The sequence below is a fragment of the Saccharopolyspora galaxeae genome (genome assembly GCF_016526145.1).
Taxonomy (GTDB): Bacteria; Actinomycetota; Actinomycetes; order Mycobacteriales; family Pseudonocardiaceae; genus Saccharopolyspora_C; species Saccharopolyspora_C galaxeae.
In genome coordinates, this window is record NZ_JADDUE010000006.1 from 287187 (window position 1) to 311536 (window position 24350).

General features: G+C 69.1%; 24 protein-coding genes and 1 pseudogene. 10 read left to right on the forward strand and 15 right to left on the reverse strand.

The window, feature by feature from the left end; all coding sequences use genetic code 11:
• Positions 1-26: 26 nt before the first annotated feature.
• The 9 genes from INP57_RS16170 to INP57_RS16210 all read right to left on the reverse strand — a co-directional run bounded on the left by INP57_RS16170 (position 27) and on the right by INP57_RS16210 (position 10622).
• Positions 27-1577, reverse strand: a complete 1551-nt coding sequence (locus INP57_RS16170; protein ID WP_200071045.1) for a 4-hydroxyphenylacetate 3-hydroxylase N-terminal domain-containing protein — start codon at positions 1575-1577, stop codon at positions 27-29.
• Positions 1567-3174: an acetolactate synthase large subunit gene (locus tag INP57_RS16175; RefSeq protein WP_200071046.1), complete on the reverse strand. Its 1608-nt coding sequence runs from the start codon at positions 3172-3174 to the stop codon at positions 1567-1569. Before INP57_RS16175 ends, INP57_RS16170 begins: the two co-directional genes overlap by 11 nt.
• 64 nt (positions 3175-3238) lie before the next feature.
• On the reverse strand, positions 3239-4048 hold the full coding sequence (locus INP57_RS16180) for a class II aldolase/adducin family protein (RefSeq protein WP_200071047.1): 810 nt from the start codon (positions 4046-4048) through the stop codon (positions 3239-3241).
• Between the two features lie 24 nt (positions 4049-4072).
• Positions 4073-5581, reverse strand: coding sequence for an FAD/NAD(P)-binding protein (locus INP57_RS16185; protein WP_200071048.1), 1509 nt, complete (start codon positions 5579-5581; stop codon positions 4073-4075).
• Positions 5574-5978 (reverse strand): carboxymuconolactone decarboxylase family protein, encoded by a 405-nt coding sequence (locus INP57_RS16190; protein ID WP_307850111.1) that lies wholly within the window; start codon positions 5976-5978, stop codon positions 5574-5576. Before INP57_RS16190 ends, INP57_RS16185 begins: the two co-directional genes overlap by 8 nt.
• A gap of 113 nt (positions 5979-6091) precedes the next feature.
• The gene (locus tag INP57_RS16195; protein WP_307850112.1) at positions 6092-8014 is read right to left on the reverse strand and encodes an FAD/NAD(P)-binding protein; all 1923 of its coding nucleotides are present in this window, start codon (positions 8012-8014) and stop codon (positions 6092-6094) included.
• 64 nt (positions 8015-8078) lie between these two features.
• Positions 8079-8270, reverse strand: a complete 192-nt coding sequence (locus tag INP57_RS16200) for a tautomerase family protein (protein WP_200071050.1) — start codon at positions 8268-8270, stop codon at positions 8079-8081.
• A 62-nt stretch (positions 8271-8332) separates the two neighbouring features.
• Entirely contained in the window at positions 8333-9535 is a 1203-nt protein-coding gene (locus INP57_RS16205) for a YbfB/YjiJ family MFS transporter (RefSeq protein ID WP_200071051.1), read from the reverse strand.
• Positions 9536-9542: 7 nt separating this feature from the next.
• A complete protein-coding gene (locus tag INP57_RS16210) occupies positions 9543-10622 on the reverse strand; it encodes a nitronate monooxygenase (protein ID WP_307850113.1) in 1080 nt (359 codons plus the stop codon).
• Between the two features lie 62 nt (positions 10623-10684).
• Here INP57_RS16210 and INP57_RS16215 point away from each other — a divergent pair, with 62 nt between their 5' ends.
• Positions 10685-11557 carry a LysR family transcriptional regulator gene (locus INP57_RS16215; protein ID WP_200071053.1) on the forward strand — a complete coding sequence of 291 codons (873 nt, stop codon included), beginning with the start codon at positions 10685-10687 and terminating at the stop codon, positions 11555-11557.
• Positions 11558-11708: 151 nt separating this feature from the next.
• Here INP57_RS16215 and INP57_RS16220 read toward each other — a convergent pair whose 3' ends face one another.
• Positions 11709-13025, reverse strand: coding sequence for a family 43 glycosylhydrolase (locus INP57_RS16220; protein WP_200071054.1), 1317 nt, complete (start codon positions 13023-13025; stop codon positions 11709-11711).
• Between the two features lie 386 nt (positions 13026-13411).
• Here INP57_RS16220 and INP57_RS16225 point away from each other — a divergent pair, with 386 nt between their 5' ends.
• Complete coding sequence (locus INP57_RS16225; protein WP_200071055.1) at positions 13412-14230, forward strand: SAM-dependent methyltransferase; 819 nt, start codon at positions 13412-13414, stop codon at positions 14228-14230.
• Between the two features lie 241 nt (positions 14231-14471).
• Here INP57_RS16225 and INP57_RS16230 read toward each other — a convergent pair whose 3' ends face one another.
• Both INP57_RS16230 and INP57_RS16235 read right to left on the reverse strand, forming a co-directional pair.
• Entirely contained in the window at positions 14472-14732 is a 261-nt protein-coding gene (locus INP57_RS16230) for a hypothetical protein (protein WP_200071056.1), read from the reverse strand.
• Positions 14733-14949: 217 nt separating this feature from the next.
• A complete protein-coding gene (locus INP57_RS16235; RefSeq protein ID WP_233627644.1) occupies positions 14950-15699 on the reverse strand; it encodes a TetR/AcrR family transcriptional regulator in 750 nt (249 codons plus the stop codon).
• A gap of 131 nt (positions 15700-15830) precedes the next feature.
• Here INP57_RS16235 and INP57_RS16240 point away from each other — a divergent pair, with 131 nt between their 5' ends.
• Positions 15831-16706 carry an LLM class F420-dependent oxidoreductase gene (locus INP57_RS16240; RefSeq protein ID WP_200071057.1) on the forward strand — a complete coding sequence of 292 codons (876 nt, stop codon included), beginning with the start codon at positions 15831-15833 and terminating at the stop codon, positions 16704-16706.
• Between the two features lie 135 nt (positions 16707-16841).
• Here INP57_RS16240 and INP57_RS16245 read toward each other — a convergent pair whose 3' ends face one another.
• From INP57_RS16245 to INP57_RS16255, 3 genes are all read right to left on the reverse strand, one after another.
• The gene (locus INP57_RS16245) at positions 16842-18143 is read right to left on the reverse strand and encodes an amidohydrolase (protein WP_200071058.1); all 1302 of its coding nucleotides are present in this window, start codon (positions 18141-18143) and stop codon (positions 16842-16844) included.
• A 141-nt stretch (positions 18144-18284) separates the two neighbouring features.
• The gene (locus INP57_RS16250; protein ID WP_200071059.1) at positions 18285-18422 is read right to left on the reverse strand and encodes an MFS transporter small subunit; all 138 of its coding nucleotides are present in this window, start codon (positions 18420-18422) and stop codon (positions 18285-18287) included.
• Positions 18423-18438: 16 nt separating this feature from the next.
• Positions 18439-19956: an L-lactate MFS transporter gene (locus INP57_RS16255; protein ID WP_200071060.1), complete on the reverse strand. Its 1518-nt coding sequence runs from the start codon at positions 19954-19956 to the stop codon at positions 18439-18441.
• A 437-nt stretch (positions 19957-20393) separates the two neighbouring features.
• Between INP57_RS16255 and INP57_RS16260 the strand changes: the two genes are divergently transcribed.
• From INP57_RS16260 to INP57_RS16285, 7 genes and pseudogenes are all read left to right on the forward strand, one after another.
• On the forward strand, positions 20394-20801 hold the full coding sequence (locus INP57_RS16260) for a DUF485 domain-containing protein (protein WP_200071061.1): 408 nt from the start codon (positions 20394-20396) through the stop codon (positions 20799-20801).
• The gene (locus INP57_RS16265; RefSeq protein ID WP_200071062.1) at positions 20801-22420 is read left to right on the forward strand and encodes a monocarboxylic acid transporter; all 1620 of its coding nucleotides are present in this window, start codon (positions 20801-20803) and stop codon (positions 22418-22420) included. The genes INP57_RS16260 and INP57_RS16265 overlap by 1 nt, the downstream gene beginning before the upstream one ends.
• 68 nt (positions 22421-22488) lie before the next feature.
• Positions 22489-22722: a Scr1 family TA system antitoxin-like transcriptional regulator gene (locus INP57_RS30510; protein ID WP_374220951.1), complete on the forward strand. Its 234-nt coding sequence runs from the start codon at positions 22489-22491 to the stop codon at positions 22720-22722.
• Between the two features lie 56 nt (positions 22723-22778).
• Positions 22779-22913: pseudogene (locus INP57_RS16270) on the forward strand (DUF397 domain-containing protein); the annotation flags it as partial.
• Positions 22914-23070: 157 nt separating this feature from the next.
• Entirely contained in the window at positions 23071-23400 is a 330-nt protein-coding gene (locus INP57_RS30355; protein ID WP_374220948.1) for a WhiB family transcriptional regulator, read from the forward strand.
• 39 nt (positions 23401-23439) lie between these two features.
• On the forward strand, positions 23440-24024 hold the full coding sequence (locus INP57_RS16280; RefSeq protein ID WP_307850114.1) for a YbaB/EbfC family nucleoid-associated protein: 585 nt from the start codon (positions 23440-23442) through the stop codon (positions 24022-24024).
• Positions 24024-24347: a WXG100 family type VII secretion target gene (locus INP57_RS16285; protein WP_200071064.1), complete on the forward strand. Its 324-nt coding sequence runs from the start codon at positions 24024-24026 to the stop codon at positions 24345-24347. The genes INP57_RS16280 and INP57_RS16285 overlap by 1 nt, the downstream gene beginning before the upstream one ends.
• Positions 24348-24350 lie beyond the last annotated feature (3 nt).

Genomic DNA, 24350 nt, shown 5'->3' on the forward strand with positions numbered 1-24350 from the left:
GTTCGTCCGGGTGGCGCTGACCAGGTTCAACGCGCTGCTCGGTCGGCGGGGCCGAACAGATCTGGCCGGGTCCATCCATCGAGGTCGTACTCGGACATGCACCGCTCGGCGAAACCTTTCAGCTCGCCGTCCCTGCCGGATTTCTGGTAAGCGAACAGGGTTTGGGCGCGCACGCTGTCGTGGTCTCCGCCGTAGTTGCGCTCGTACAATTCGTGCCTGCCGGCGAATTCGGTGCCGACCGCGTCCCAGAGGAGTTTGAGCAGCTGCACCCGGTCGACCGCCTCGATGCCGTGCGAGCCGCGCACGTACTTGTCCAGGTAGGGCCGGATGTCCGGGTGCTGCCAGTCGGCGGCGTGCGAGTTGAGGTAAATCAGCGCGCTGCCCAAGGTCTGCTGGATGATCTCCTTGACCCGCGGGTAGCCGGTGCCCATGAAGGTGCGATAGGCGAGCCCGTAGTGCAGGTTGGGTTGCACGCTGCCGCCCGTCCACGGTTCCGGGAAGCCGGCCATCGCGTCGGAGAGGGCCCAGAACAGGTCCCGCCAGTTGAGGATCTCGCCCACCCGGGACTGCACGGACCGGGTTTCGCCGGTGCCGGTCATCTCCACCCCTTTGAGCACGCAGCCGGCGATGAAGTCGAGTTTGACGGCGAGCCTGGTGCATCCGTGGAAGGTGAACCGCTCCAGGAACCCGGTGCTGGAAGCGAACGAGTTGGCCGCGTCCGCGTCGTACATCAGGACGTTCTCCCACGGAACCAGCACGCGATCCAGGACCAGGATCGCGTCGTTCTCGTCCATCCTGCTCGACAGCGGGTAGTCGAACGGGCTACCGGTGGCCGCGGCGATCCGCTCGTAGGACGTGCGGCAGAACAACTTCATCCCGCTGGTGTCCGCGGGCAGGATGAACACCAGCCCGAACCGCTTGTCCCGCACCGGAATCCCGTAGTGCGCCACGAACGTCGCGTTCGTCAGCGCCGCGCCGGTCGCGACGACCTTCGCCCCCGAAACGATGAGCCCTGCGTCGGTTTCCCGCTCGACGTGTACGCAGACGTCCGCGATCTCGTCCGCGGGCCGGTCTCGATCGATCGGCGGGTGCACGAGCGCGTGGCTCAGGTGCAGCACGCGCTCCTGCGCGTCTTTGTACCAGCGGCGCGCGTTGTCCCGGAATTCCCCGTAGAACTCCGCGTTCGGGCCCAGCGTTCCGAGGAAGGACGCCTTGTAGTCCGGTGTGCGCCCCATCCACCCGTAGACCAGGCGTTGCCAGGCAGCGATCGCGTCCCGGGCCTGCAGGAGGTCGTCGGCGCTGTGGGCGGTGCGGAAGAACGGATGGGTGAACCCGCCGTTCCCGGTGTCGGTGGGAACGCGCAGCACGCCTTCTGCGGCAGGTTCGTGCATCGCGTCGTAGAGCTGCGCCAAGGAACGCGCGCTGTTGCGGAACGCCGCATGGCCCGTCACGTCACCGACGCGCTCGCCGTAGATGTAGACCTCGCGGTCGTCGCGGAGCGAATCCAGGAATTGCGTGCCGGTGAACGGGCGGACCTCGTTGCGGGTGGCGGAATCAGTGGTCGCTTCAACTGCCATCTGTGGTCCTCTGCGAAGTCGGGGAAGGCATGCTGGTCGCAGCAGCAGGCGTGGGTGCGATGAAGGCTTCGATCAGCTGCGGTCCGGGCTCGGACACCGCTCGCCGGAGCGCGGTGGTGAGCTCTTCGGCCGTGCGGACGCGCACGGCCTGGACACCGGTGCCCGCTGCGAGCGCGGTGAAATCCAGTCCTGGGCGCTGCAGGGCGAGCATTTCCCGGGCGCGGCGGCCCGGCCGACCAACACCGTCCAATTCGGACTGGAGTACTGCGTAGGCGCCGTTGTTGATCACTACCGTCGTGACGTCGAGCCCTTCACGGGCCTGCGTCCACAAGGCTTGGATGGTGTACATCGCGCTGCCGTCGGCTTCCAGCAGCACCACGGGCCGGTCCGGTGCGGCCAGCGCGGCGCCGGTGGCCACCGGCAGCCCCTGTCCGATAGCGCCGCCGGTGACGGTCAGCAGGTCGTGTGCCGGACCCCGCGCGAACGCCTGCGGGAGGCCGGAACCCGCCGTGTTGGCCTCGTCGACCACGATGGCGTTTTCCGGCAGGGCAGCCGCGACCGCACCGGCGAAGTTCGCGACGCCGAGCAGGCCGCTCGTCGGCATCGGTCGCGCGGACCATGCCGCTCCGACCGGGCGGTGACCCGGCGCGAGCCGGTCGGCGAGGGTTTCCAGCGCGGCAACGACGTCCTGGTCCGGCTCGGCCAGGACGTCGACCTCGCAATCCGGTGGTACCAGGTCGCCCGGATGCTCGGGGTAGGCGAAGAAGGTCACCGGCCAATCGGCTCCGGCGAGCACGATCCGGTCGTGTCCGGTGAGTTGCTGCGCGGCGGCCGCAGGCGGGTAGGCCACCCGCGGAAACGCCGGCACGTCCGCGCCGCCGCGCATCCGTGCGGGGAAGCGCTCGACGAGCACCGTCGCACCGGTCGCCGAGCGCAGCCGGCCCGCCGCGCGGAGTCCCCGCTCGCCCAGGGCAGCACCGCCGAGTAGTAGCAACGGCCGTTCCGCGTCATCCCGAAGCGTCGTGGTGACCGCTTCCAGCCCCGCTTCCCGGACGGGCTCGGGAGTCCGCGCTTCCCGCGGCGGCGCCGACACCACCCCTTCGGACCAGGCGACGTCGGCGGGCACGACCAGCGTCGCGATCCGACCGGCCGGTCCGCGCGCCGCGGCCACCGCCGATGCGGCATCTCGCGCCAGGTCGCGCGGGTGACCGGTGGTGCGCATCCAGCCGGACACCGTGCCCGCGATCGGCCGGATGTCGGACTGCAGCGGGGCGTCGTAGCGCTCGTGCCAGGTCGCATGGGTACCGACGAGCGCGACCATCGGCGTGCCCGCCCGCCAGGCGTTGTGCAGGTTCGCCAAACCGTTGCCGAGCCCGGGGCCCAAGTGCAGCAGGACCGATGCGGGCCGCTGCGCGATCCGCGCGTAGCCGTCCGCCGCGCCGGTGGCCACTCCCTCGAACAACGTCAGCACGCCGCGGAGCTCAGGCACGGCGTCCAGCGCGTGCACGAAGTGGATCTCCGAGGTGCCCGGGTTCATGAAGCACACGTCGACGCCGGAGTCGACCAGCGTGCGCAACAGGGCATGTGCTCCGTTCACGCCGTCCTCCACGTGTTCGGGGGCGTCAGCACGCGCCGGGGCGCGCCATTTCTGCGCACGGGGCTCACTCCTCGAACATGTCCGGTTGTTCCGCGGTGATCTCGTCGTAGAGCAGCTGGAAGCTGAACCAGCCGAGCTGCGAGTCGCCGAACCCCGCCTTGGCGCTCACCGCCTGTTCGTGGGTCATGGGCAGTGGCTGCCCCGCTGCCGCGGCCAGCAGCTGCACCCGCGCGCACCCGTCGAAGGTGACGAACCGGTGCACCGCCTCGTCGAGCGAAGCACCGACGGTGATCAGCCCGTGGTGGCGCAGCAGGATGGCCCGGCTCCCGCCGAGCTTCTCCGCGATGTCGCGGCCCTGGTCGATCGTGATGGACGGTCCCTCGTAGGCGTCGTAGAGCACCTGGTCTTGGTAGAAGGCGGCGGATTCCTGGTCGAGCGGTTCGAGCAATCGCCCCAGCGCGCCCAGTGCGCGGGAGGATTCGGTGTGCGCATGTGCCGCGGCGACCGCGTCCGGGCACAGTTCGTGGATCTTGGAGTGGATGACGAACGCGCTCGGGTTGATCTTGTGCATGCCTTCGACGACGTTGCCCGCCGCGTCCACCCGCACCAGATCCCGGACCTTCACCTGCTGAAAGGACACGCCGAACGGGTTGGCCCAGAAGTGTTCCGGATGTTCGGGGTCGCGCACCGACAGGTGCCCGGAAATGCCTTCTCCGTATTCGTACTTGCCGAACAGCCGGATGGCCGCGACGAGCCGGCGTTTCCGGTCCCGGCGCTCGTCCTGCGCGGAGTCGAAGACGGGACCGCCGGGCAGTGGCAGGCCGGTGCGCGTGTCAGCGAGGTGCTGTTGCTCTTGCTGGGGTGCGGCGTTCATGTGCTTCCTTCCTGTGTTTCCCGCTCAAGCGGTCGGCACCCGGGTCATCGAGGATTGCGACCGCAGGTGCTCGAGAAGTGCGTTGCTGATGTCGCGGGCGCGGTCGACCAGGGACGGGACTCCGAACGTGAAGAACAGCGAGCCGCCGGCCAGGTCGCCGAGCGCGTACCACCGCGGATCAGCGGTGCCGCCGACGACGAACCGGCTGGTGAACGGGTCGACGCGCACACCGCCGCGGGGATGGAGTTCGGCGATTCCACGGCGGGCCAGCGACTTGATCAGCGGTTGGTCCGCCGCGGCGGCCCGGTGCGGCGGCACCGCGTTGATCACGGTGGTCGCCCGGTACCGGCCGCCCGAGGCGCTGATCCGGAACGGTTCGCCGGAAGGCTTGGCCACACCGCGCACTCCATGGACGAACCGCAGCTGTCCCGACTCGGCCAGCTCGACAAGACCGGCCGCGCTCGTCGGCGGCATCGGACAGCAAAGGCTCATCACCGTCCGCAGCCACGAGTGCGTCAAGGCCGACTTCTCGTGTTCGGGCAGCAGCGTCCAGACGTCCGGGCCCGCCTCGGGCACCGCCCGCTGAACGATGCGCAGGGCCAGGCTCGGGGAATCGACGCCCGCGAGGGCACGTCGCAGCCGCGATACGGGAGTGCCCGCGGTCAACGAGCGCACGGCGTCGGCCACCGCTTCCAGCGCCTCGCCCGCGGAGGCCAGTTCGGCCCGCATCACCTCGGTCAGCTGCCCCACGGTCATGGTCTCGTTGCGCCTGGCGGCAGCGTTCAGGCGCTCCCGGGTGAACAACCGCAGCGGGTGCTCGACCGGGCGCTGGCGGACCGCCGGGAGCGCACCGGTGCGCGAGACGAGGTGAATGCGGCCGCGATGGCCCCGCGCTGCCAGCGCGAGCACCGCGTCCACACCGGTCAGTCCGCTGCCGAGCACCGCCACATCGGTGTCTGGCGCCACCGATTCGAACCGGTGCGCGATCGGGTAAGGATCCGCGACGAACCCCGGTCGCCCGGTCAAGCCGTATGGATCAGCGGGCCGCCCGCCGCCGACGCAGAGCACGACGTGGCTGGCCCACACCTGCTGTCCGTTGCTGGTCTGCAACCGCACGCCCCCGTGGCAGGCGACCGCCGAATTCACGCGCTCGCCGAGCAGCCGAACCGACCATCCTCGCTCGGCCAGCCGCCGCAGCGCCGTCCGCGCCGATTCCTCCAGGTACTCGCCGAAAACGCTGCGCGGGCAGTAAGGCGTGCCGGTGAACGGATCTTCGTGCCAGGCCGCTCCGCGCACGGCGAGCCAGCGGGCGAAATGACCGGTGTCCCCGTCGCGCACGGACATGTCCTGCGGTGGTGCGTTCACCCGCAGCACGGCGTCGTCGTCCTGGAACGGGCGGCCCCGCCACCAGCTCTCGGCTGACTCGAACAGCGTGATCGATCCCGGCTCGCAATCAGCCTGCGCGAGCGCGTCGAGCAGGCACACCGCGGAGGCACCGCTGCCCACCACGCCGATCCGCAATCCCTCACCCATCGGTGGGTTCCTGCTGCGCGGAGCCGTGCATTTCGTCGGCGACTCGCCTGATGACGTGCATCGCGTCGATCCCCGACGGGATCCCGGCGTAGACCGCGCCCTGCAAGGCCACTTCCGCCAGTTCCTCGACAGTGCACCCGTTGCGCAGGGCACCCCCGACGTGCAGTTCGAGCTCCCGCGGCCGGTTGAGGGCGACCAGCAGCGCTACTGTGATCAGGCTTCGGGCGCGCCGGTCCACCGCATCGCGGTTCCACAGGTAGCCCCAGGAGTACTCCGTGATGAGTTCCAGCAGCGGGGCTGCGGGACTCCATCCGCGCAGCATGTTGTTGACGTACTCGTCGCCGAGCACTTCTCGCCGGGCGCGATCACCGGCGCGGTAGCGGTCATCGGTGTCCACGTTCTGCCTCCTCGTCGTTGCGGTTCCTGCCGGTAACGGCGGCGGTTGCGGGGATGCCGCAGTAGTGGTGGAAGTTCGCGGGTGCAGCGGTCGGCGCGTGCTCGGCGCGCGGATCACGCCGGTGCGCTGGTCGCGGGGCCTGCCTCGGCAGTCCTCCGGGTGTCGGCGGCGCTCAGCGCGCCGCGCGCGACGGCATCGGCGTCGGACAGCGACACCGAGTTCACACCGGGCCGCGCGCCTGCTGCGGTCACCCAGTTCACGGCTTCGATCGGCACCCCGAAGGCGAAGCGTGCGGGGTGCCCCTGCCCGTGCGCGTTCTGGAGGAAGAACGGCCGTCCGGAAACCGCCAGGCCGTTGCTGAGATACGGTTCCGACGGGTCGCCGATCTCGTAGCGGCGGCATTGGCCGGTTTCCGCCAAGTGCCGCAGGAGCGGGTCCGCCGTCCCCCGCAATCCGGGTTCCGGCAGCCGTGCCTCGATGAGGTTCCGGCCGCGCACGATGTCCTCGGGTGCGTGCGCCGAAGACATCCGAAACGCCCCGGAGTCCTCGTCCACCCGCACGCCGGGCGGCAACACCTCCAGGACACCGGCCTCGATCAGCGCGATCATCTCCTGGATGCGGCGCATCGGCGGGCCGATCGAGACGAACGCCGTCAGCGGAGTGAACCAGGGCTTGAGTTCGTCCCGGTAGGAGGTGCCGCTGATGCCGCCGTGATCGACGATCAGCCGGATCTCGTTGCGCAGGTCGCGCATGGCGTCCAGTGCCGCCTTCAACGGCCCGGAAACATTGCCCTTGGCCGCCTCCGCAACGTCCGCGCGCAGGTAGCCCAGCAACCAGTCGCGGAACTCCGACCGCCCGGAGAACACGCGGTCCCCGTACGGTTTGGCGATCCAGTCCCAGCTCCAGCGCTGCCCTCGCGCAATGCCGAACTGGTAGAGCAGCTCCTGCTCGGATTGCCACACGTCGTGCAGGAAGCGCTTCTCGAACAGCACGGCCGCGTGCTCGCCGGCGCGTTCCCGCAGCAGGGTGGTGTAGTAGAGGAGCTTGATCTCCTTGTCGACCAGCGGCCACACGTCCGTGCGGAAGTGCGGCGGATCGCCGCCGTCCGCCCGTCGCCGGAAGTCCGCGATCACCTCGTCGGTGAGCAACCGCGGGAAGTACCGGCCGTGCGCGCCCTTCTGGTTCGCCGCCCGCGCGTGGTACGGCACACCTCGGCGAGTCCCGGCGACCAGGTGCGGCTCGTTGCCGCTGGGCCGGTAACGAAGTCCATCGCCATCCGGTTCGAAGCGGCCACCACGCCCTGCGGTGAACAAGGCCATGTGGTCGAAGAAGTTGAGGCCCATCCCGCGCAGCAGCACCGTTTCGGAAGCTGGGATGTCGTCCAGGTGCAGATCGGCCGGGTTGGCCGGGGACAGGTAGGTCAGCCCGTGCTCGTCGGCGAAGCTGCGCAGCTGCTGCTCCTGAGCGGTCGGCTCGGCCGGGCGGTGGCCCTGTGCCAGGACGACGGCATCGAGCCCGCGCAACCGTTCGTCATTGGAAAGCAGGACGGTCTGCGAACCGTCGGGCTCGTCGTCGAGTTCCCGCGCCTCGGCCTGGTGGACCTGAACGCGCAGGTTCGGCGGGGCAGAGGCGATGGCCCGCTCGAAGAACCAGCGCAGGTAGCGCCCGTATAATCGTCGGGTCGGGTAGTCGTCCGGGCCGAGCTCGGCGATTTCCCGGCGATTTTGCTCGTCGTGCTGGTCGTGGTGGGCAGCTTGCGCCCACTCGTACAGGCTCGGCCCGGGCCTGATCGGCCCGTCGCACACCACGCTGTCGTCGGTGAACAACGTGACCTGCGAACTCACGGTGTTCATGAGGAGTTCACCGGACTGATCGACGCGCCACACCTTTCCAGGACCCGGCGGGAATGCGTCTACTGCGTGGACGGTGATCGACGCTTCGATTTCGAGAGCGACCGCGTTCGCGGCCATTCTTTCCAGCACTGCGGTGCCGCGCGGACCGCAGCCGACGATGCACAATTCGATATGACGGCGCACAGAAACCCCCAAGTTTCCATTTATCAGCGTGCGCTACGGCTTTATTTGAGAACTGCGGTTAGCTTCAATCGGCCAGATCGGATTGAAATGTTCCGCCCCGGAAGAAATGTGTGCGGGGCACGTCGACGAAATGGACCTGAACGTCTGTGGCGGACGCGCGCAAGTGCTGCTGCGCAGCGTCCGCGACGGCGCGGGCGAATTTCCGGCGCTGCTCGGCATCGCGGCCTTCGAGCATGCGGACGACGATGAACGGCAAGTTGACCCCCAGAGTCGGTGCCGAATGGCGGCGTGAAACAGCCGGTAGCAGGAGCGGCCCGGTCAGCCGGGCGACGGCCTCCTCCTGGTCAGCGAAGCGGCCAGCAGCACGATCAGCGCAGCCGCCAGCACCAGCCCGCCCGCGAGCCATAGCGCGGGCAGGAGCGAACCACCCGTCGACATGGCCTCCGCGGCAGGCGGCCCGAGCACCTGACCGAGTCCGTAGCTGGTGATCAGGACAGGTGCGCTGGCCGCGGCGCTACGCCCGGCCCACTGCCTGCCCAAGGGCATGATCAGCGTGACGATGGCCATGAACGTGCCGCCGAAGATCAGCGAGGAGATCACCACCGACACCGGATGCGGATTCCAGGCGGGCAACGCGAGCCCCACAGCTTGCAGCAGCAGGGACCCCAGCAGCGTCGACGTCTGCCCGAAGCGCTGCGCGGCCCACGCCCACAACGGGCAGGAGGGGATGGCGGCGAGCCCGACCAGCACCCACGCGGACGCGCTCAGCCAAGCCGGGCCGAATTCGCCCACGATGGTCACCAGGTAGGTCCCGGTGATGATGTAACCGGCGCCTTCCAACAGGTAGGCGATGACGAGCAGCGCGAACGGCAGCCGCATCGGGTCCGGCCCGGCCGGTGCCGCTTCGGCCGCGTGTCGATGCCGGGCGCCACCGGGGCTTTTCAGCAGCACGAACGGGATCACGAGCGCGATCAGCACCGCGCCGGCCAGCCACGGGCCGCGCCAGCCGGCGAAATCCACGGACGGCGGCGTGATCAGTCCGGACAGGGCGATCCCGGTGCCGACGCCGCCGTAGAACCAGCCGACCGCGTAGCGTCGTCCGGGCTGCACCGAGTCGAGCACGAAATCAGTGGCGGCCACGAACACCAGCGCGCTCGCCACCCCGCTGCCGAAGCGCATGAACAGCCACGGCGCCGCGGAAGTCGTGGCGGCCATGCTCGCGGTCAATCCGGCGCTGCCGATCAGCCCCGCCACCAGCAGCGGCCGGCGCAGCTTGGCGACGTCGAGGAACACCGTGACCAGCGCCCCGACCAGGTAGCCGAGGTAGTTCGCGGTCGCCAGCGAGCCGGCCACGTGTGCGGACAACCCGGCGGCGCGCTGCATCTCGGGCATGACCGGTGTGTAGAGGAAGCGTCCGATCCCCATCACGGCCGCCAACGCCAGCGCACCCGCGGTGATCAAGCCCTGCGGGGACGGCGTCACCGCTCCCTCGGAAATCCGGGCCCCCAGTTTGTCGGTCATCGCCAGGTCACTGCCCTCGGTCGGACTGCGTGGCGAGTCGGTCCGCGACCGCGGCCACGATTTCCCCGGCGGGACGGGCTTCGGCCAGCTCGTGGCGGGTCCCCGCCCACAGGTTCAATCGGTCGATGTCCCCGGCCTTGCCCGCCGCGGCGCGCAGGGGTGCGGTCAGGTAGTGCACGTGCGGGTAGTTGGCGGGTGCCTGGGCGTCGTGCTCCCGCATGAACGAGTTGACCAGGCCGCGGGCGCGCCGGCCGCTGAACGCGCGGGTCACCGCGGTTTCGCTGTAGCGGGGATCGACCAAAGCGTCTTTGTGCCCGGGGTTCGCGCCGGACTCCGCCGCGCGCAGGAACGCGGTGCCCAGCTGCGCGGCCACGGCACCGGCGTCGAGGACTGCCCGGACGTGCTCGGCGTTCATCACGCCGCCGGCACCGATCAGCGGCAACGAACTCCGCCTCCGCACGGCGGTGAGCAGGTCCACCAGCGGCGTCGTGCGCTCCTCGGCGTCGTTGAACGATGCTTGGTGCCCGCCCGCCTCGCTGCCCTGCACGCACAGCGCGTCGACTCCGGCGGCTTGCGCTTGCTCGGCCTCGGCGACGCCGGTGACCGTGCCCACCACGGCGCTGCCGACGTCGTGCAAGCTGGACACGACGTCGGCGGGTGGGCAGCCGAAGGTGAAGCTCACCACCGGCACCGGGTCGGCGAGCAGCAGCGCGACCTTGGCCTCCCAGTCGTCATCGGTCCACAACGGATCACCCGGTTCGGCGCCCAGTTCGTGCGCTGTGGTGGAAATCCGTTCCCGATAGGCGCGCACGCCGGCTGGATCAGGCTCGTCGATTTCCGGAACGAAAAGGTTCACCCCGAAGTCGGCCGAGGTGAGTTGGCGCAACTGGTCGATCTGTTCGCCGAGCTTCGCGGCATTCTTGTAGCCCGCTGCGAGGAATCCCAGTCCGCCCGCATTGGAGACTGCCGCGGCCAGCGCGGGCGTTCCCGCGCCTCCTGCCATTGGTCCGAGTATCACCGGAACCCGCGGTAGCGGAAACTCAGCACGTGACAATGTCGACTCCTCATTCGGTGAGCTCGCGGCCACAGACTAGGCGGTTAGGTTAAACGAGACAAATGCGTTCCGGTAATGCTCTATGCTCTGGCGGTATGGACGACGTCGACCTGCAGCAGCTGCGGGCTTTCGAAGAGCTCTGCAAAGACCTGCACTTCACCCGCGCGGCAGGCCGGTTGGAGGTGACGCAGCCGACGCTGACGAGAATGATCCGGAAACTGGAGGATGCCCTCGGGGTGCATCTGGTGGATCGCACTACGCGGAACGTGCACCTCACACCGGCCGGGCAACGGTTGCACGGCGGTTTGCGCCGGGTGCTGCCCAGTCTGGACAGTGTCCTTCAGCACACGATGGAAGGCGCCGTGCTGCGCCTCGGGTTCGCGTGGGTGCTCCCGAGCGGCTGGGCACAGCAGGTCACCCAGCGCTTCGAAGCCGAGACCAGCGCCCAGGTCCAGCTGGTTCGCATCGATGATCGCACCGCTGGTCTCGATCACGGCGGGGTCGATGTCGCGGTGATCCGGGGCGAGGTCGACGACCTCGGGTTGCGCACGACCACGTTGACGCACGAAACCCGGGTCGCGGTGGTGGCGCTGTCGCACCCGCTCGCGGCGGAACCCGCGGTCCGATGGGCCGAATTGGCCGCGCATCCACTGGTGATGAACACGGTGAGCGGTACGACCACCCCGGATTTGTGGCCGGGAGATGGCCCAGCGGTGGCGGTGCGGTGCGGCAACTTCGACGAATGGCTCGAAGCCGTGGCCGCCGGGCAAGGGGTGGGGGTCGTTCCGGTTTCGGCCAAGCTGCACCACCCGCACCCGCAGGTGCGCTACATCCCGATCGAAGGCGCTCCGCCGGTCCGGCTTTCCATCGCGAGCGCGGCGGAGCGGGAGCTGCCGTTGGTCGAGGCGTTCCACCGGATCGCCGCGGAATCCGAGATCGACCGGAACGACCGGCCGGATCGAACTTGATGTCCGGTGCGAGTGAACTCGACCGCAACAGGAACTGCGTGTCCACAGCAGCGCTGTTCAGGCGCTGTTCGCCCGGCTGCCGTGATCACCCGGGTCAGCGTGATCGTACGGTCGGTGGTTCCGCCACGAAGCGCCGTCATGCCAGGCACCCTCACTTCCGGCGTTGGACGTAGATCCGGTCGCGGCCCGGGCCGGTCCACTCCATTCGGACCACGCCGGGCACGGCGGCGTCCTCGACCCGTGACGGGTCGGCCCAGTAGCCGGCGACCGGGTTGCGGAAGAACGTCGCCCACAGCCGGCCGTCGGCGTCCACGAAGAGGTTGTTGTGGCCGGCGCCGACACCCGCGGTCCAGCGCTTCGAGTACGGACCTTCGAACGTGTCCGAGACGGCGATGATCGCGTCGTACTGGTACTGCTCGCTCTCGTTTTCGGGCGTGTTGTAGGCGTAGCGCTTGCTGCCGTCGGGTTCGGTCGACGTCCGATTCCAGGCGGCGTGCATCATGTAGTACTTCTCTTCGTATTTGAGCACGAACGCGCCTTCGAGGTACGGCTCCGGTGCGTACCGCGTCTGCTCGAACTCCGGGAGGTTCGTTTTCGGGACGATGTCCTCCATGTCGTCCCGGAATTCCGCGTACAGGTCGTTGTGCAGCACGAGCCACGCTTTGCCGTCTTCGGTGTAGAGCCCGCCGTCGATGTGGTGGTAGATCTCCGGGTCGACGAAATCCGGCCCGTCGGGGGCCAGGTCGCCGAACGGTTTTTCGAGGTTGCCCTCGACGACCCGGTACGGGCCCTGCACGCCGCCCTCGCTCTTGAGCATGAACGACCCGACCTTCCTGGAGTGATCGCCCATGCACGCGACGAGGTACCAGGTGCCGCGGAAGTAGTGCAGCTCCGGTGCCCAAACGTTGCCGCGCTTGCCGTATTCCTCGTCGTGCCAGTACTCCTGCCACGGGGCGACGACGGTGCGTCCGGGCTCGTTCTCGCCGACGAACTCCGGTGACCACACCTTGCCCTTGTCCGCATCGGGCCGGATGCCGGTCGTGTCCACCAGCTTCCACGGGCCGTCCAAGGAGTCGGCGACCCACACGAAGATGCCGTCGTTCCACGGCGATGCCGCGTCGAGATCACCGGCGCGGGTGGTGCCCGTGGCGACGTAGAGCGCCTTCCCGTCGACCGTGAAGCAGTTGACGTAGGTGTCCCGGATCCAGATCCTGCCGAGCTCCTCGTCCCGAGGGCGCAGCTCGAGATCGAGAATGCGCGAGTTGTCGTCCCTCGGCCACAGGTCCTTCCGGGTGTCCGCGGTGCCGTAGGGTTTCTTTTCCGGCCAGTTCGGCGGGTATTCCTGCTTCGGCGCGGCGCCCTTGGCCGATGCGACGGCGGGCAGCACGGTCGCCAGTCCCACGGTGCCCGCGGTACCCAGCAGCAGGGACCGCCGGTTCAGCGGCGAGCCGGATTCGTAGGTGGACATCGGTTGCTCCCGATCGTGTCGACTCGAATGGCGGGTCGAGACCGGCCAACCGCTCGGTCCCGTGATCGAGATTACATCGGCTCGGTTGCGCGGGGATCGACGACGAAACCACTTCGCGAATCCACAAAACGCCGCTGTGTAGGCATGATCGCCGTCGGCGGTGCACGTCCGCGGCAGTCCGCGGGCTGCTGCTGCGAGGACGCACGCGGTGCTGCGACAGGGAAACCCTTCGCGAAGGTGGTGGCGGGCCGTCCCGCGGATTCCTCCTGACCGATCCGGGCGTTCTGTCCACTGTGGTCACCGGGGTTGGTCGTTCGTAGCTCCGGGGTGCGCTGTGCGATGCTGATCAAGTTGGTTGCACGAGTGCTTTGATCGGGGAGAGCACGATGAGCGATGGGATTCCGCGGCCTGCCGCGGACCTCCGGACGGACCGGGCGCACGGTGCGCGGATCTACGACTACATACTCGGCGGCAAGGACAACTACGCCGTCGACAGAGCCGCTGCGGACGCCACCGTGCAGGTCTGGCCCGCGTTGCCGGTGCACATGCGGGCCAACCGGGAGTTCCTGCACCGGGCCGCCCGCTACTTGGTCACCGAGTGCGGTGTGGACCAGTTCCTGGACATCGGCACCGGCATCCCCACCTCGCCGAACTTGCACGAGGTCGTGCAGGAGGTGCGCCCGCAGTCCCGTGTCGTCTACACCGACAACGATCCCATCGTGCTCGCGCACGCCCGCGCGCTGCTGACCAGCGGCGAGCGCGGTCGCACCGCCTACCTGGACGCGGACCTGCGCGATCCGGAGGCGATCCTGTCCGCGCCCGAGCTGCGCGACACGCTCGACCCGGACAAGCCGATCGGGCTGATGCTCATCGCCGTCGTGCACTTCATCGAGGATGACGACGAAGCGCTTGCGGTCACCCGGCGGATCATCGATGCGCTGCCGTCCGGAAGTTACGTGGCCGCCACGATCGCCACCGACGACTTCGCCCCGGAGATGCTGGCCAAGGTGCGCCAGACCTACCACGATCACGGCGAGACGCTGCGCTGGCGCGACCGCGAGCAGTCCGCACGTTTCCTGGAAGGCCTGGAACTGGTCGAACCCGGCATCGTGCAGATGCACAAGTGGAAGCCGGACAGCGACACCTACGAAGCGGTTCCGGACGCGGACATCGCGATGTACGGGGCGGTCGGGCGCAAGCCGTGACGCCGTCGTCCTAGCCGGAACGATTAGGCCGATCACGTACTTCGTCGCTTGCGCGTGCCCGATGCCATCCCGGCTGTCGAGCGGCTTTCAACGAGCCGTTCCGGCGCCGCCGTTGACGTTGATGACTCGGCCGGTGATGAAACGGGCACGAGGCGTTTCGCACGTAGGTGAGACCGGCTTGCCCTGGACCGTCCACTTCGGACTTGTTCGCGCTCCCGGCGCCTCGTTCGGCTCCATCGGATCAGCGGCGGGCGAGCCCGCGCTGCGAATCCTCCTGGTCGTGCGGGCGGGCGGCTGCGTCGTCCGGGAATTCTGATGGGAGTCCGGGAGCCAGTACGAGCAGCGCGTCCAGTACGACGTCCTTGCCCTGTCGTTGCACGATGCGGTCGAAAGCGGCGATCGCGCTGTGCTCGTCCGTGCCGGCCAGCGCGAGGAGCCGGCGCAGCTGATCGACCAGCTCCAGCGGCGCGGAGGACTCATGTCCGGATTGGCAAAGGCTCATGCCGGCACCCCACACCATGATCCCGAGACCGCCCAACACACGTGGAGCAGGACGGTCCGAACGAGTGACCGATGGACAGGCCGGGTTCACCGTCTGCACTTAAAGGTCGGTGGCGCCCGACGGACGCTGAACCGTGCGGCCGTCAGCCGCGTTCCGACCCGATATCCGAGTGCGCGCACGACCGGGACCGCGATGTGGTCGGCGGCGACAGACCCGGCTAATCGAGCGGACGCGCTCCTCGCAGGAATTGGTCGATCGCGGTGTGGACGATCCCGTCGAGCAGTTCCGCTTCGACGAGGTTGCCGTTGATGATCGTCGTGATGCCCTGGACGGTCGCGTACAGCACCATGCCGAGCTGCTGGGGATCGCCCGCCTCGAGCGCGCCCTGCTCTTGGCCTTCCGCGATCAGGCCGATCATCAGGCCGAACGGCGCTTCGGCCGCCTCGAGGATCCGCGTCGCACCCGGCCGGTGCTTGCTGGTGTGCATCAGCTCGAGCAGTGCGGCGTTCTCGGTGGCGAAGCGGGTGTAGGCGACCATCGTGGCCCGCAGGCGCGCCGGGAAGTCGTCGTCGGCGGCCGTCAGCGCGGTGCGCAGCGCGGTGTCCAGCCGGGCGAAGCCGGTTTCGGCGAGCGCGTCGAGCAGCGCCTGACGATCCGGGAAATGCCGTCGCGGCGCGGCATGGCTCACGCCGATCTCCCTGGCCAGGTCGCGCAGCGACAGCTGGTCGGCGCCGTGCTCGCGCAGGCCCCGCTCTGCTGCGTCGAGCAGTGCGCAGCGGAGGTTCCCGTGGTGGTAGCGGCCGTCGTCGGTCATGGCTGGCACGGGCCGACGATAGCGCGCGGAGTTGTCGTTGACGACATTGTTGTCACTGGCTACTTTGTGGTCAATGGCCCGCTGCTGCCGACGTTCCCGTGCGTTCGCGGACAAGGGAGCACGCGTCGTGCCCGCCGCGCGCAACGTGGCCAACGACCTCGAAGGCCATCGTGATCGGCGATCGCGTCGAGATCCGGCAGCAGGCGATGACTTCTGGCGGCAGGATCGCCACGAGGGCCAACCGGCAGCAGCACACCATCCACGCATCCAGAGGAGCTCGGTCCATGCGCCTAGGTATCCACTTCGCGAACTTCACCCTGCCCGGCGGCTCGGAAGCCATCGCCGGGACCCTGTCGGCCACCGCCGCCGCGGCCGAGGAGGTCGGCGTCAGCCGGTTCAGCCTGATGGACCACTGGTTCCAGATGGAGCAGCTCGCCACCGCGCAGGATCCGATGCTGGAGGGCTACACCTCGCTGGGCTACCTGGCGGGCAAGACGTCCACGATGGACCTGGGGCTGCTGGCCACCGGGATCACCTACCGGCATCCGGGGCTGCTCGCCAAGATCGCGACCACGCTGGACGTGCTCTCCGGCGGCCGGGCGCTGTTCGCCGTCGGCGCCGCCTGGTACGAGCGCGAGCACAAGGCGCTGGGCGTGCCGTTCCCGCCGCTGAAGGAGCGCTTCGAGCGGCTCGAGGAAACCGTCCGGATCGCGCGCCAGATGTGGAGCGACGACGACGGGCCGTTCCACGGCGAGCACTACCAGCTGGCCGAGACGATCTGCCGGCCAGGGCCGATCCAGCAGCCCGGCCCGCCGGTGCTCATCGCGGGCAGCGGCGAGCGCAAGACGCTCAAGCTGGTCGCCCGCTACGGGGACGCCTGCAACCTGTTCGGCTTCGACCCGGACGACGTCGCGCGCAAGCTCGACGTGCTCAAGCGGCACTGCGACGACGAGGGCACGGACTACTCCCGGATCGAGAAGACCATCATCGTGCCCTCCTGGGAAGCCAACAACGACCCCGACGCGTTCCTGTCCGCGATGGAGCCGTACGCCAAGCTCGGCATCGAGCTGGCCGAGGTCGTGCCCGGCAGCGACGACCCGGCCCGGGAAGTCGCCTCGTTCGGCGGCCGCGTGGTGCCGCGCCTGGCCGAAATGGGCTGAGGCCATCGGGCGAACCCCGCCCGTGCTCGCAACGGGCGGGGATTTCCCGTTCCGGCGGGACATCCGGAATCGGCGCGGCCGGGGCGATGGCTTCCTGATCGCCGACCTGCGCGACCACGTGTTGCGCAGCAGCGCTCAGGAAGCCGCGCCTTCCGCCGAGCGGGACTCGCCGGTGCCGGGATCGCGCGCGAGCCAGGCGAGCGCGGCGGTGGTGAGGGCCCGGATGCCGGTGTCCAGGGTCGGCTGCGGCACGGGAGCGAAGTGCGGGCTGTGGTTGCTCGGGATGTCCTGCGCCGCGGTGCCCCGTCGCTGAGCCCGCGCGTACTCGGCGGGGTCCGTTCCGCCGATGCCCCAGTAGGTGTAGGGGATGCCGAACGCCTGCGGGATTTCGCTCATGTCCTCGCTGGCGGTTTGCAGGTCGATGGTGTGCGCGTCGTCGCCGAAGTGCGCGGCGAACGCGCGGGCGACGGTTTCGGTGGTGGCCGCGTCGTTGACGGTGGCGGGGAAGTCGGCGAGCCGCTCGAACTCCGGTTCCGCGGGTGCGCCGGAGGCTTCGGCTTCGGCCCGCACGATCCGCTCGATCGATGCCAGCACCTGCTCGCGCACCGCCGGGTCGTAGGTGCGCACGCTCAGCTGCATCGTGGCGCGGTCGGGGATGACGTTCGAGCTCTGCCCGGCTTGAATGCTGCCGACGGTGAGCACCGCCGGTGTCGTGGCCGCGATCTCCCGCGACACGACGGTTTGCAGCCGGACCGCGGTCATCGCCGCCATGATCACCGGGTCGATGCCGGACTGCGGCGCGGAGCCGTGCGCACCGCGGCCGTGGAAGGTGACGCGCAGGCTGTCGGCGGCGGACAGGAAGGATCCGCTGCGGGTGCCCACGTAGCCGGCGGGGTAGGGCAGCACGTGCTGCGCGAGCGCCACATCCGGTTTCGGGATCTTGCCCGCCAGGTCGTCGGCGAGCATGGCGCGTGCGCCGCCGCCGGTCTCCTCGGACGGCTGGAACAGCGCGATCACGGTACCCGACCACGCGTCGGTGGCTCGTGCCATGAGCTGCGCGAACCCGAGCAGGCAGGCGACGTGCACGTCGTGTCCGCAGGCGTGCATGACCGGTTGTTCGGCGCCTTCGGCGTCGGTCGCGGTGACTTCGGAGCTGTAGGGCAGTCCGGTGTCCTCACGCAGCGGCAAGGCGTCCATGTCCGCGCGCAGCAGCACCGCCGGGCCCCGGCCGCGGGAGAGGACGCCGACGACTCCGGTGCCGCCGATGCCTTCGGTGACCTCGCAGCCGGTCCGGCGCAGCGCCTCGGCGACCTTCGCCGCGGTGCGGTGTTCTTGGAAGCCGAGTTCGGGGTTGGCGTGCAGGTCCCGGTAGAAGTCTTCGACGCCGCCGCGGATTCCGTCCAGTCCGGCGAGCACCGCCGTCCCGCTGTCGTCCACTGTGATCAGTCCTTTCCGTGCGGAGCACGCCACCAAGTTAGGCCAGCACGCCGCGCGCGGACAGCTCGCCGCGGAACGAGCCGTGCCGCCCGGAACCGGAGCGCGTTGCGCGGCGGCCCGGGCGGCACGGCTCGGTGGAACTCAGGTGAACAGCTTGGACGCCTTCACCACCAGCTCGTAGACGCCGATGGCGAATGGAATCCCCACCCACGCCCAGGAAAAGACCAGCAGGACCCGGGTCTTGGCGTCCGGAGCCTGCTCGTCGTGCTGCTCGGTCATCTTCGCCCAGCTCCTCTTAGGTGGTCTGCTTGTCGGAGGCGTCGTCGTGCCCGGCGTCGCCGTTGCCGGTCGGGTCGGCGCCGGTGGCGCTGTCACCGGTGGTGCTGTTCTCGGAACCGCTTTCATCGGAACCGGTTTCCTCGGTCTCGGCGGCTGCGCCGCCATCCGCCGTAGCGCTGTGGGCGGTGCCGCTGTCCGCGCCCGCGTGCGCCGCTGCTCCCGCGGGCTCGTGGAACCGGCTGTGCACCGGCCGGATCAGCTCATTGGCCACGAAACCGACGATCAGGAACCCGGTCATCAGGTAGAACGAGGTGGTGTAGAGCGCGGCACCGGACGCACCAGAGCTCTCGCCCGCGTCGGCCAGCGCGTCGACGATCAGCGGCCCGAGCACCCCGGCCACCGACCACGCGGTCAGCAGCCTGCCGTGGATCGCGCCGACCTCGAACGTTCCGAACAGGTCCTTGAGATAGGCCGGGATGGTGGAGAAACCCGCGCCGTAGAACGACATGAGCAGCATCGCGGCGACCACGAACAGCGCCACGCTGCTGTCCCCGGCGAACAGCAGCACCAGGTAGGCCGCCGCACCGACACCGAGGTAGAGCCGGTAGATGTTCTTGCGCCCGGTGCGGTCGGACAGCGCCGACCACACGAACCGGCCGAGCATGTTCGCCAGCGACAGCAGCGAGACGAACCCGGTCGCCGCGGCGGCCACCACCGGGGTGCTGGTGCCGGAGAAGAAGTCCTGGATCATCGGCGAAGCCTTCTGCAGGATGCCGATGCCCGCGGTGACGTTCAGGCACAGCACGATCCACAGCAGCCAGAACTGCGGGGTGCGCAGCGCGTTGTTCGCCGACACGCGGATCGACCCGGTGCTCTCGGCGACCGCGGCCGGCGTCCAGCCCGCCGGTGCCCAGCCGGGCGGCGGAACCCGCACGAGCAGCACGCCCAGCGTCATGAACACCGCGTAGACGATGCCGTGCACCAGGAACGTCGTGGCGATGCCGTCGGTGCCCTTGCCGAACGCGGACAGCATCGCGCTCGACCACGGCGAGGCGATGATCGCACCGCCGCCGAATCCCATGATGGCGATGCCGGTCGCCAGGCCCGGCCGGTCCGGGAACCACTTCATCAGCGTCGAAACCGGCGCGATGTAGCCGATTCCGAGCCCGATGCCGCCGACCACGCCGTAACCGACGACCACCAGCCAGTACTGCCCGATCGCCATGCCCAGCGCGGAGATCAGGAATCCGGCCGCGAAGCTGACGGTGGACACCGCCATCGCCCAGCGCGGGCCGCGCGCCTCCACGAACTTGCCGCCGAACGCCGCGGACAACCCGAGGAAGAAGATCGCCACCTGGAACGGCAACGCGCTGCCGGTTCCGGAGATCTGCAGGCTCGACTCGAGCGGGCTTTTGAAAACGCTCCACGCGTACGCCTGGCCGATGGACAGGTGGATGGCCAGCGCGGCGGGTGGTACCAGCCAACGGTTCCAGGTCGGCGGCGCAACGACCGAGAATCCGTTACGCACGGTCACTAGTTACCTCCTCGTTCACGGCAGCCGAGACTGCCGCCAGAAATGAGTTCGCGCCTCGGCGCGCATGGATCTGGGATGCTACCGGCGGGGTCAATCCGGCATCGCGGTGCAACCTCCGGAATCTTGGTGCATCGATTCCGAGGGAATTCCCTGGAGTTCGGCCGAGATCGTACCGGGCGGGTTGCGCGGATCGTTCCGCGGACTCGCGCTGCGCTGCGACGACGCTGAGTTCGCCAGGCTAACCGACGGTTGATCAAGTTCTCCGGTGGCCGCGGTGAACCCTTTTCGTGATCGCGCCGATGCCGATTCTTTGCCGGTGTTTAGTGGATCGACCAGTGTGTTGAACCGCCGGGTTTTCCCTGCGCACCGAGTCCCTACACTCCTCAATCCGCAAGCCGGGCGATCCGCGAACCGGCGCAGCGAGAAGGGCGCGCAGCATGACTCGACCACCGGACCCGCGGGTCCGCCCGCACCCCGGCGCGGTAGAGCCGCAGTTCGGAAACATCGCCAAGCACAGCTGGCGGCCCCGCGGTCCCGTCGAAACCGACTACGAGCAGATCCGGCACAGCGCCGACTTCCGGTTGCTGCGCCGCCGGTTCCGCGGCTTCGTGTTCCCGATGACGCTGCTCGCGCTCGCTTGGTACTTCACCTACGCCGCCTTGGGCGCGTTCGCCGAGGAATTCATGAGCCGGCCGCTTTACGGCTCGATCAACGTGGGAATCCTGATGGGATTCCTGCAATTCGTCTCGACGGCCGTGCTGACCGTGTTGTACGGGCGATACGTGCGCAAGCGCATCGATCCGCTCGTGGACGACCTCCGCAACCAGGAAAGGGCTGCGCGCTGATGGACTCGACGTTGGCCGCGGGCAGCGGCCCGGTCGGCGAGCCGGTGATCACGATCAGCGTTTTCGCGCTGTTCGTGCTGCTGACGCTCTACATCGTTTACCGGGTTTCCACCCGGAACACCACCGCCGCCGACTACTACGTCGCGGGCGGCAACATCACCGGTGCGCAGAACGGCGTCGCGCTCGCGGGCGACTGGCTGTCGGCGGCCTCGTTCCTCGGGGTGGCCGGTGCGATCGCGGTGCACGGCTACGACGGATTCCTCTACTCGGTGGGATTCCTGGTGGCGTGGCTGCTCGAGCTGATGCTCATCGCCGAACTCGTGCGCAACACCGGGCGGTTCACGATGGGCGATGTGCTGGCCTACCGGATGCGCCCGCGCCCGGTCCGGGCCGCCGCGGCCAACAGCACGCTGGTCATCTCGTTCTTCTACATGGTCGCGCAGATGGCGGGCGCCGGTGGCCTGGTCGCGTTGCTGCTGGACGTGCAGAGCAAGTTCGGCCAAGCGCTGGTCATCGGGTTCGTCGGCATCGTGATGATCCTGTACGTGCTCATCGGCGGGATGAAGGGCACCACCTGGGTGCAGATCATCAAAGCGACGTTGCTGATGGTCTGCGTGTCGCTGATGGCCGTGTTCCTGATCGGAAGGTTCTCCTACGACCTGCCGCGGTTGCTGGACACGGCCAGCGCGAACAGCCCGCTGGGCGCGGGCCTGCTCGAACCGGGCGCGCAGTACGGGCACGACCTGCTCTCCCGGATCGATTTCCTCTCGCTGGCGATGGCGATCGTGTTCGGCATTTCCTGCCTGCCGCACATCATGATGCGCTTCTACACGGTGCCGAGTGCGCGGGAAGCGCGGCGATCGGTCGTCTGGATCACGTGGATGATGGTCGTGTTCTACCTGGCGACGATGGTGCTCGGGTTCGGTGCGACCGCGCTGGTCGGCTCGGACGCGATCATCGCAGCGCCGGGCAAGGAGAATTCCGCCGCGCTGCTGCTGGCGCACCGGGTCGGTGGTTCACCGCTGCTGGGCATCGTCGCGGCGATCGCGTTCGCCACCATCCTCGCGGTGGTCGCCGGTCTGACCCTGACGTCTTCGGCCGCGTTCGCGCACGACGTGTACGCGAACGTCATCAAGCGCGGCCGGGCGAAACCGGGAGCGGAGATCAAGGTCGCGCGCATCACCGCGTTGGTGATCGGAGTGCTTTCCACCGCGGGCGGTATCGCCGCGATCGGGCAGAACGCGGCGTTTATGGTTTCGCTGGCCTTGGCGTTGGCGGCCTCGGCGAACCTGCCGACGGTGCTGTACACGCTGTTCTGGCGGCGGTTCAACACGGCGGGGACGTTGTGGTCGATGTATTCCGGACTGGTCTCGTGCATCGTGCTGATCGCGTTCTCGCCCGCGGTCTCCGGCCGTCCCACGTCGATGTTCCCGCAGGTGGACTTCCACTTCTTCCCGCTGACGAACCCGGGCATCGTGTCGATCCCGCTGGCGTTCCTGGCGGGCATCTTCGGGACCTTCGTGGGCCGCGCGGACCAGGATCCGGCCAAGCAGGCGGAGATGGAGGTGCGCTCGCTGACCGGCATCGGCTCCGGGCTGGTGGAACCGCAGCGCAGTTGACGTCCTCCGGCGGAACATCGGTTCCGCGCCGGTCGGTGCGCCAGGGAGAGGTGACGCACCGACCGGCTGTGCGGTCCGGCGCCGGGACGGGGGAGGGAGCGCCGGACCGGGCTTTTCGAGTTCTCCAAGGGGCGCCGATCGTCCCTCTGGCGCACTACAGCTCCGCCGTATTTCTGCACGAGTCGGCCGACACTGCTGCTTATCGGTCGGCTACCGATGCCCTGCGCTCGCTGGCGATGACCCCGGGAGAGTCAGTAGGGCTCATCGCTCGTGCCGTCGAGGAGATGGAGAGCGAGGGATGATGGTGCAGCCGATCGGCTGGAGGAAATCCAGTTAAACGCACCAGCAGACTGAGTGCGTCGAAGTCGGGCGTCTTGGCTCGGGTGCCGCGGTTCGCGACTCGAAGAATCGCCCCGCGGGCTATGTCGAAGTGCCCGCGCAGGCATGGCGCTCGTTCATGACCGCGCTCAAGACCGGCCGCTACGACCGCTGACCGGTCGCGCCCGGTCTGTTGGCCGGGCGGCCGGGCGCGGCACGCGAATCGCGACCGCCCGCTGTGATCGTTGCTTGAGCACATTTCCGTCATGGCGGCCCGCCCGCCGCGTCTCGACCCGCGCATCCGCACCCGCGGAGCAAGACGGAAGTCGAGAGTGGAGGGCCGAAGCATCCGGCTCGGAAGTACGGCCGCAACGCGGCCCGGTGTACCGGATTGGTACGCGTCCGCCCTGTGCGCTCAGGCGGATCCGGAGGCGTTCTTCCCGGAGAAGGGCGAGTCCGCGAACATCGCGAAGCGCATCTGCGGTGGCTGCGAGGTGCGGGACGACTGCCTCGCGCACGCGCTCGGACACGGCGAGCACCATGGGATTTGGGGCGGGTTGAGCGAGACCGAGCGCCGCGAGCTGCGGTCGGCCGCGGCGCGGCGCGGTCCGTCCGATGCGGATTCGATCGAAGCGGTCTACCGGCGGTCCCGGGCGGGGTAGGGTCTGCGCGCCTGGCTCAGCCAGGGGGAGACCGTCGCAGTGGGGGAGAACGTGACCCAGCCCGGGCAGGACCGCGCCGCGCTCGAAGCGCGCAACGCGGCAATGCGCGAACAGGTGGACGGTCTGCTGGACAAGTTCCACCAGCAGACCGCGCAGCTGCAGCAGGCGCAGGTCGCCGCCGAGCAGGTGAGCGCCACGATCACTTCGGACGACGGTTTGGTGACCGCCACCGTCGATTCCGCGGGTTCGCTGGTGAGCATGGCGTTCGCCGCGTCGTCGTTCCAGCGCAGCGACCCGAAGCGGCTCGCAAGCACCGCCACCGAGACGGTGCGCCGCGCCACCGCGGAGGTGCAGCGGCAGAAGACCGAGCTGATGGCCCCGATCACCGAGGGCCTGCCGGACCTGGCCGACATCGTCGAAGGCGCGCCCTCGCTGCAAGGACTCATGCCGAAGGTGCCGGGCGAGGAATCCGCGCAACAGCAGGCTCCCGCCCGGGAAGCCGGGCCGGACACGACCCGCCCGGAAACGGCACCGCCGAACCCGCGGCCGCGCGCCAGGCGCCGTCCGGACGACGACGATGACGACGGCATGCAGCAGAGCTGGCTGCTGCCGGGAGGCCGCTGATGAGCGGTCCCGGCGGCGCGCACATCGACCCGGACCGGGTGCGCGCCGGCGCCACGAAGTTCGACGTGGCCGCCGACCGGCTCGAACAGGTCCACCAAGACCTTCAGCGGCAGTTGCAGGAGCAGGGGCCGTGCTGGGGTGCGGACGAGTCCGGTCAGGCGTTCGCGAAGGACTACGAGCCCGGTGCGGACGGGATGGAGCAGGCGCTGCAGTCGCTCACCGGTGCGCTGCGGTCGATGCGCGAGCAGGTGCAGGGCGTGGCCGACGACTCGCAGGCCACCGACCAGCGCAATGCCGAGGTTATCGGCGGGGCGGGGAACTGACGC

Bases quoted from the DNA above. Each gene is read 5' to 3' on its own strand.
- INP57_RS16170 (WP_200071045.1), bottom strand. From the start codon at position 1,577: ATGGCAGTTGAAGCGACCACTGATTCCGCCACCCGCAACGAGGTCCGC.
- INP57_RS16180 (WP_200071047.1), bottom strand. From the start codon at position 4,048: ATGAACGCCGCACCCCAGCAAGAGCAACAGCACCTCGCTGACACGCGC.
- INP57_RS16185 (WP_200071048.1), bottom strand. From the start codon at position 5,581: ATGGGTGAGGGATTGCGGATCGGCGTGGTGGGCAGCGGTGCCTCCGCG.
- INP57_RS16205 (WP_200071051.1), bottom strand. From the start codon at position 9,535: ATGACCGACAAACTGGGGGCCCGGATTTCCGAGGGAGCGGTGACGCCG.
- INP57_RS16215 (WP_200071053.1), top strand. From the start codon at position 10,685: ATGGACGACGTCGACCTGCAGCAGCTGCGGGCTTTCGAAGAGCTCTGC.
- INP57_RS16220 (WP_200071054.1), bottom strand. From the start codon at position 13,025: ATGTCCACCTACGAATCCGGCTCGCCGCTGAACCGGCGGTCCCTGCTG.
- INP57_RS16225 (WP_200071055.1), top strand. From the start codon at position 13,412: ATGAGCGATGGGATTCCGCGGCCTGCCGCGGACCTCCGGACGGACCGG.
- INP57_RS16230 (WP_200071056.1), bottom strand. From the start codon at position 14,732: ATGAGCCTTTGCCAATCCGGACATGAGTCCTCCGCGCCGCTGGAGCTG.
- INP57_RS16240 (WP_200071057.1), top strand. From the start codon at position 15,831: ATGCGCCTAGGTATCCACTTCGCGAACTTCACCCTGCCCGGCGGCTCG.
- INP57_RS16250 (WP_200071059.1), bottom strand. From the start codon at position 18,422: ATGACCGAGCAGCACGACGAGCAGGCTCCGGACGCCAAGACCCGGGTC.
- INP57_RS16260 (WP_200071061.1), top strand. From the start codon at position 20,394: ATGACTCGACCACCGGACCCGCGGGTCCGCCCGCACCCCGGCGCGGTA.
- INP57_RS16265 (WP_200071062.1), top strand. From the start codon at position 20,801: ATGGACTCGACGTTGGCCGCGGGCAGCGGCCCGGTCGGCGAGCCGGTG.
- INP57_RS16285 (WP_200071064.1), top strand. From the start codon at position 24,024: ATGAGCGGTCCCGGCGGCGCGCACATCGACCCGGACCGGGTGCGCGCC.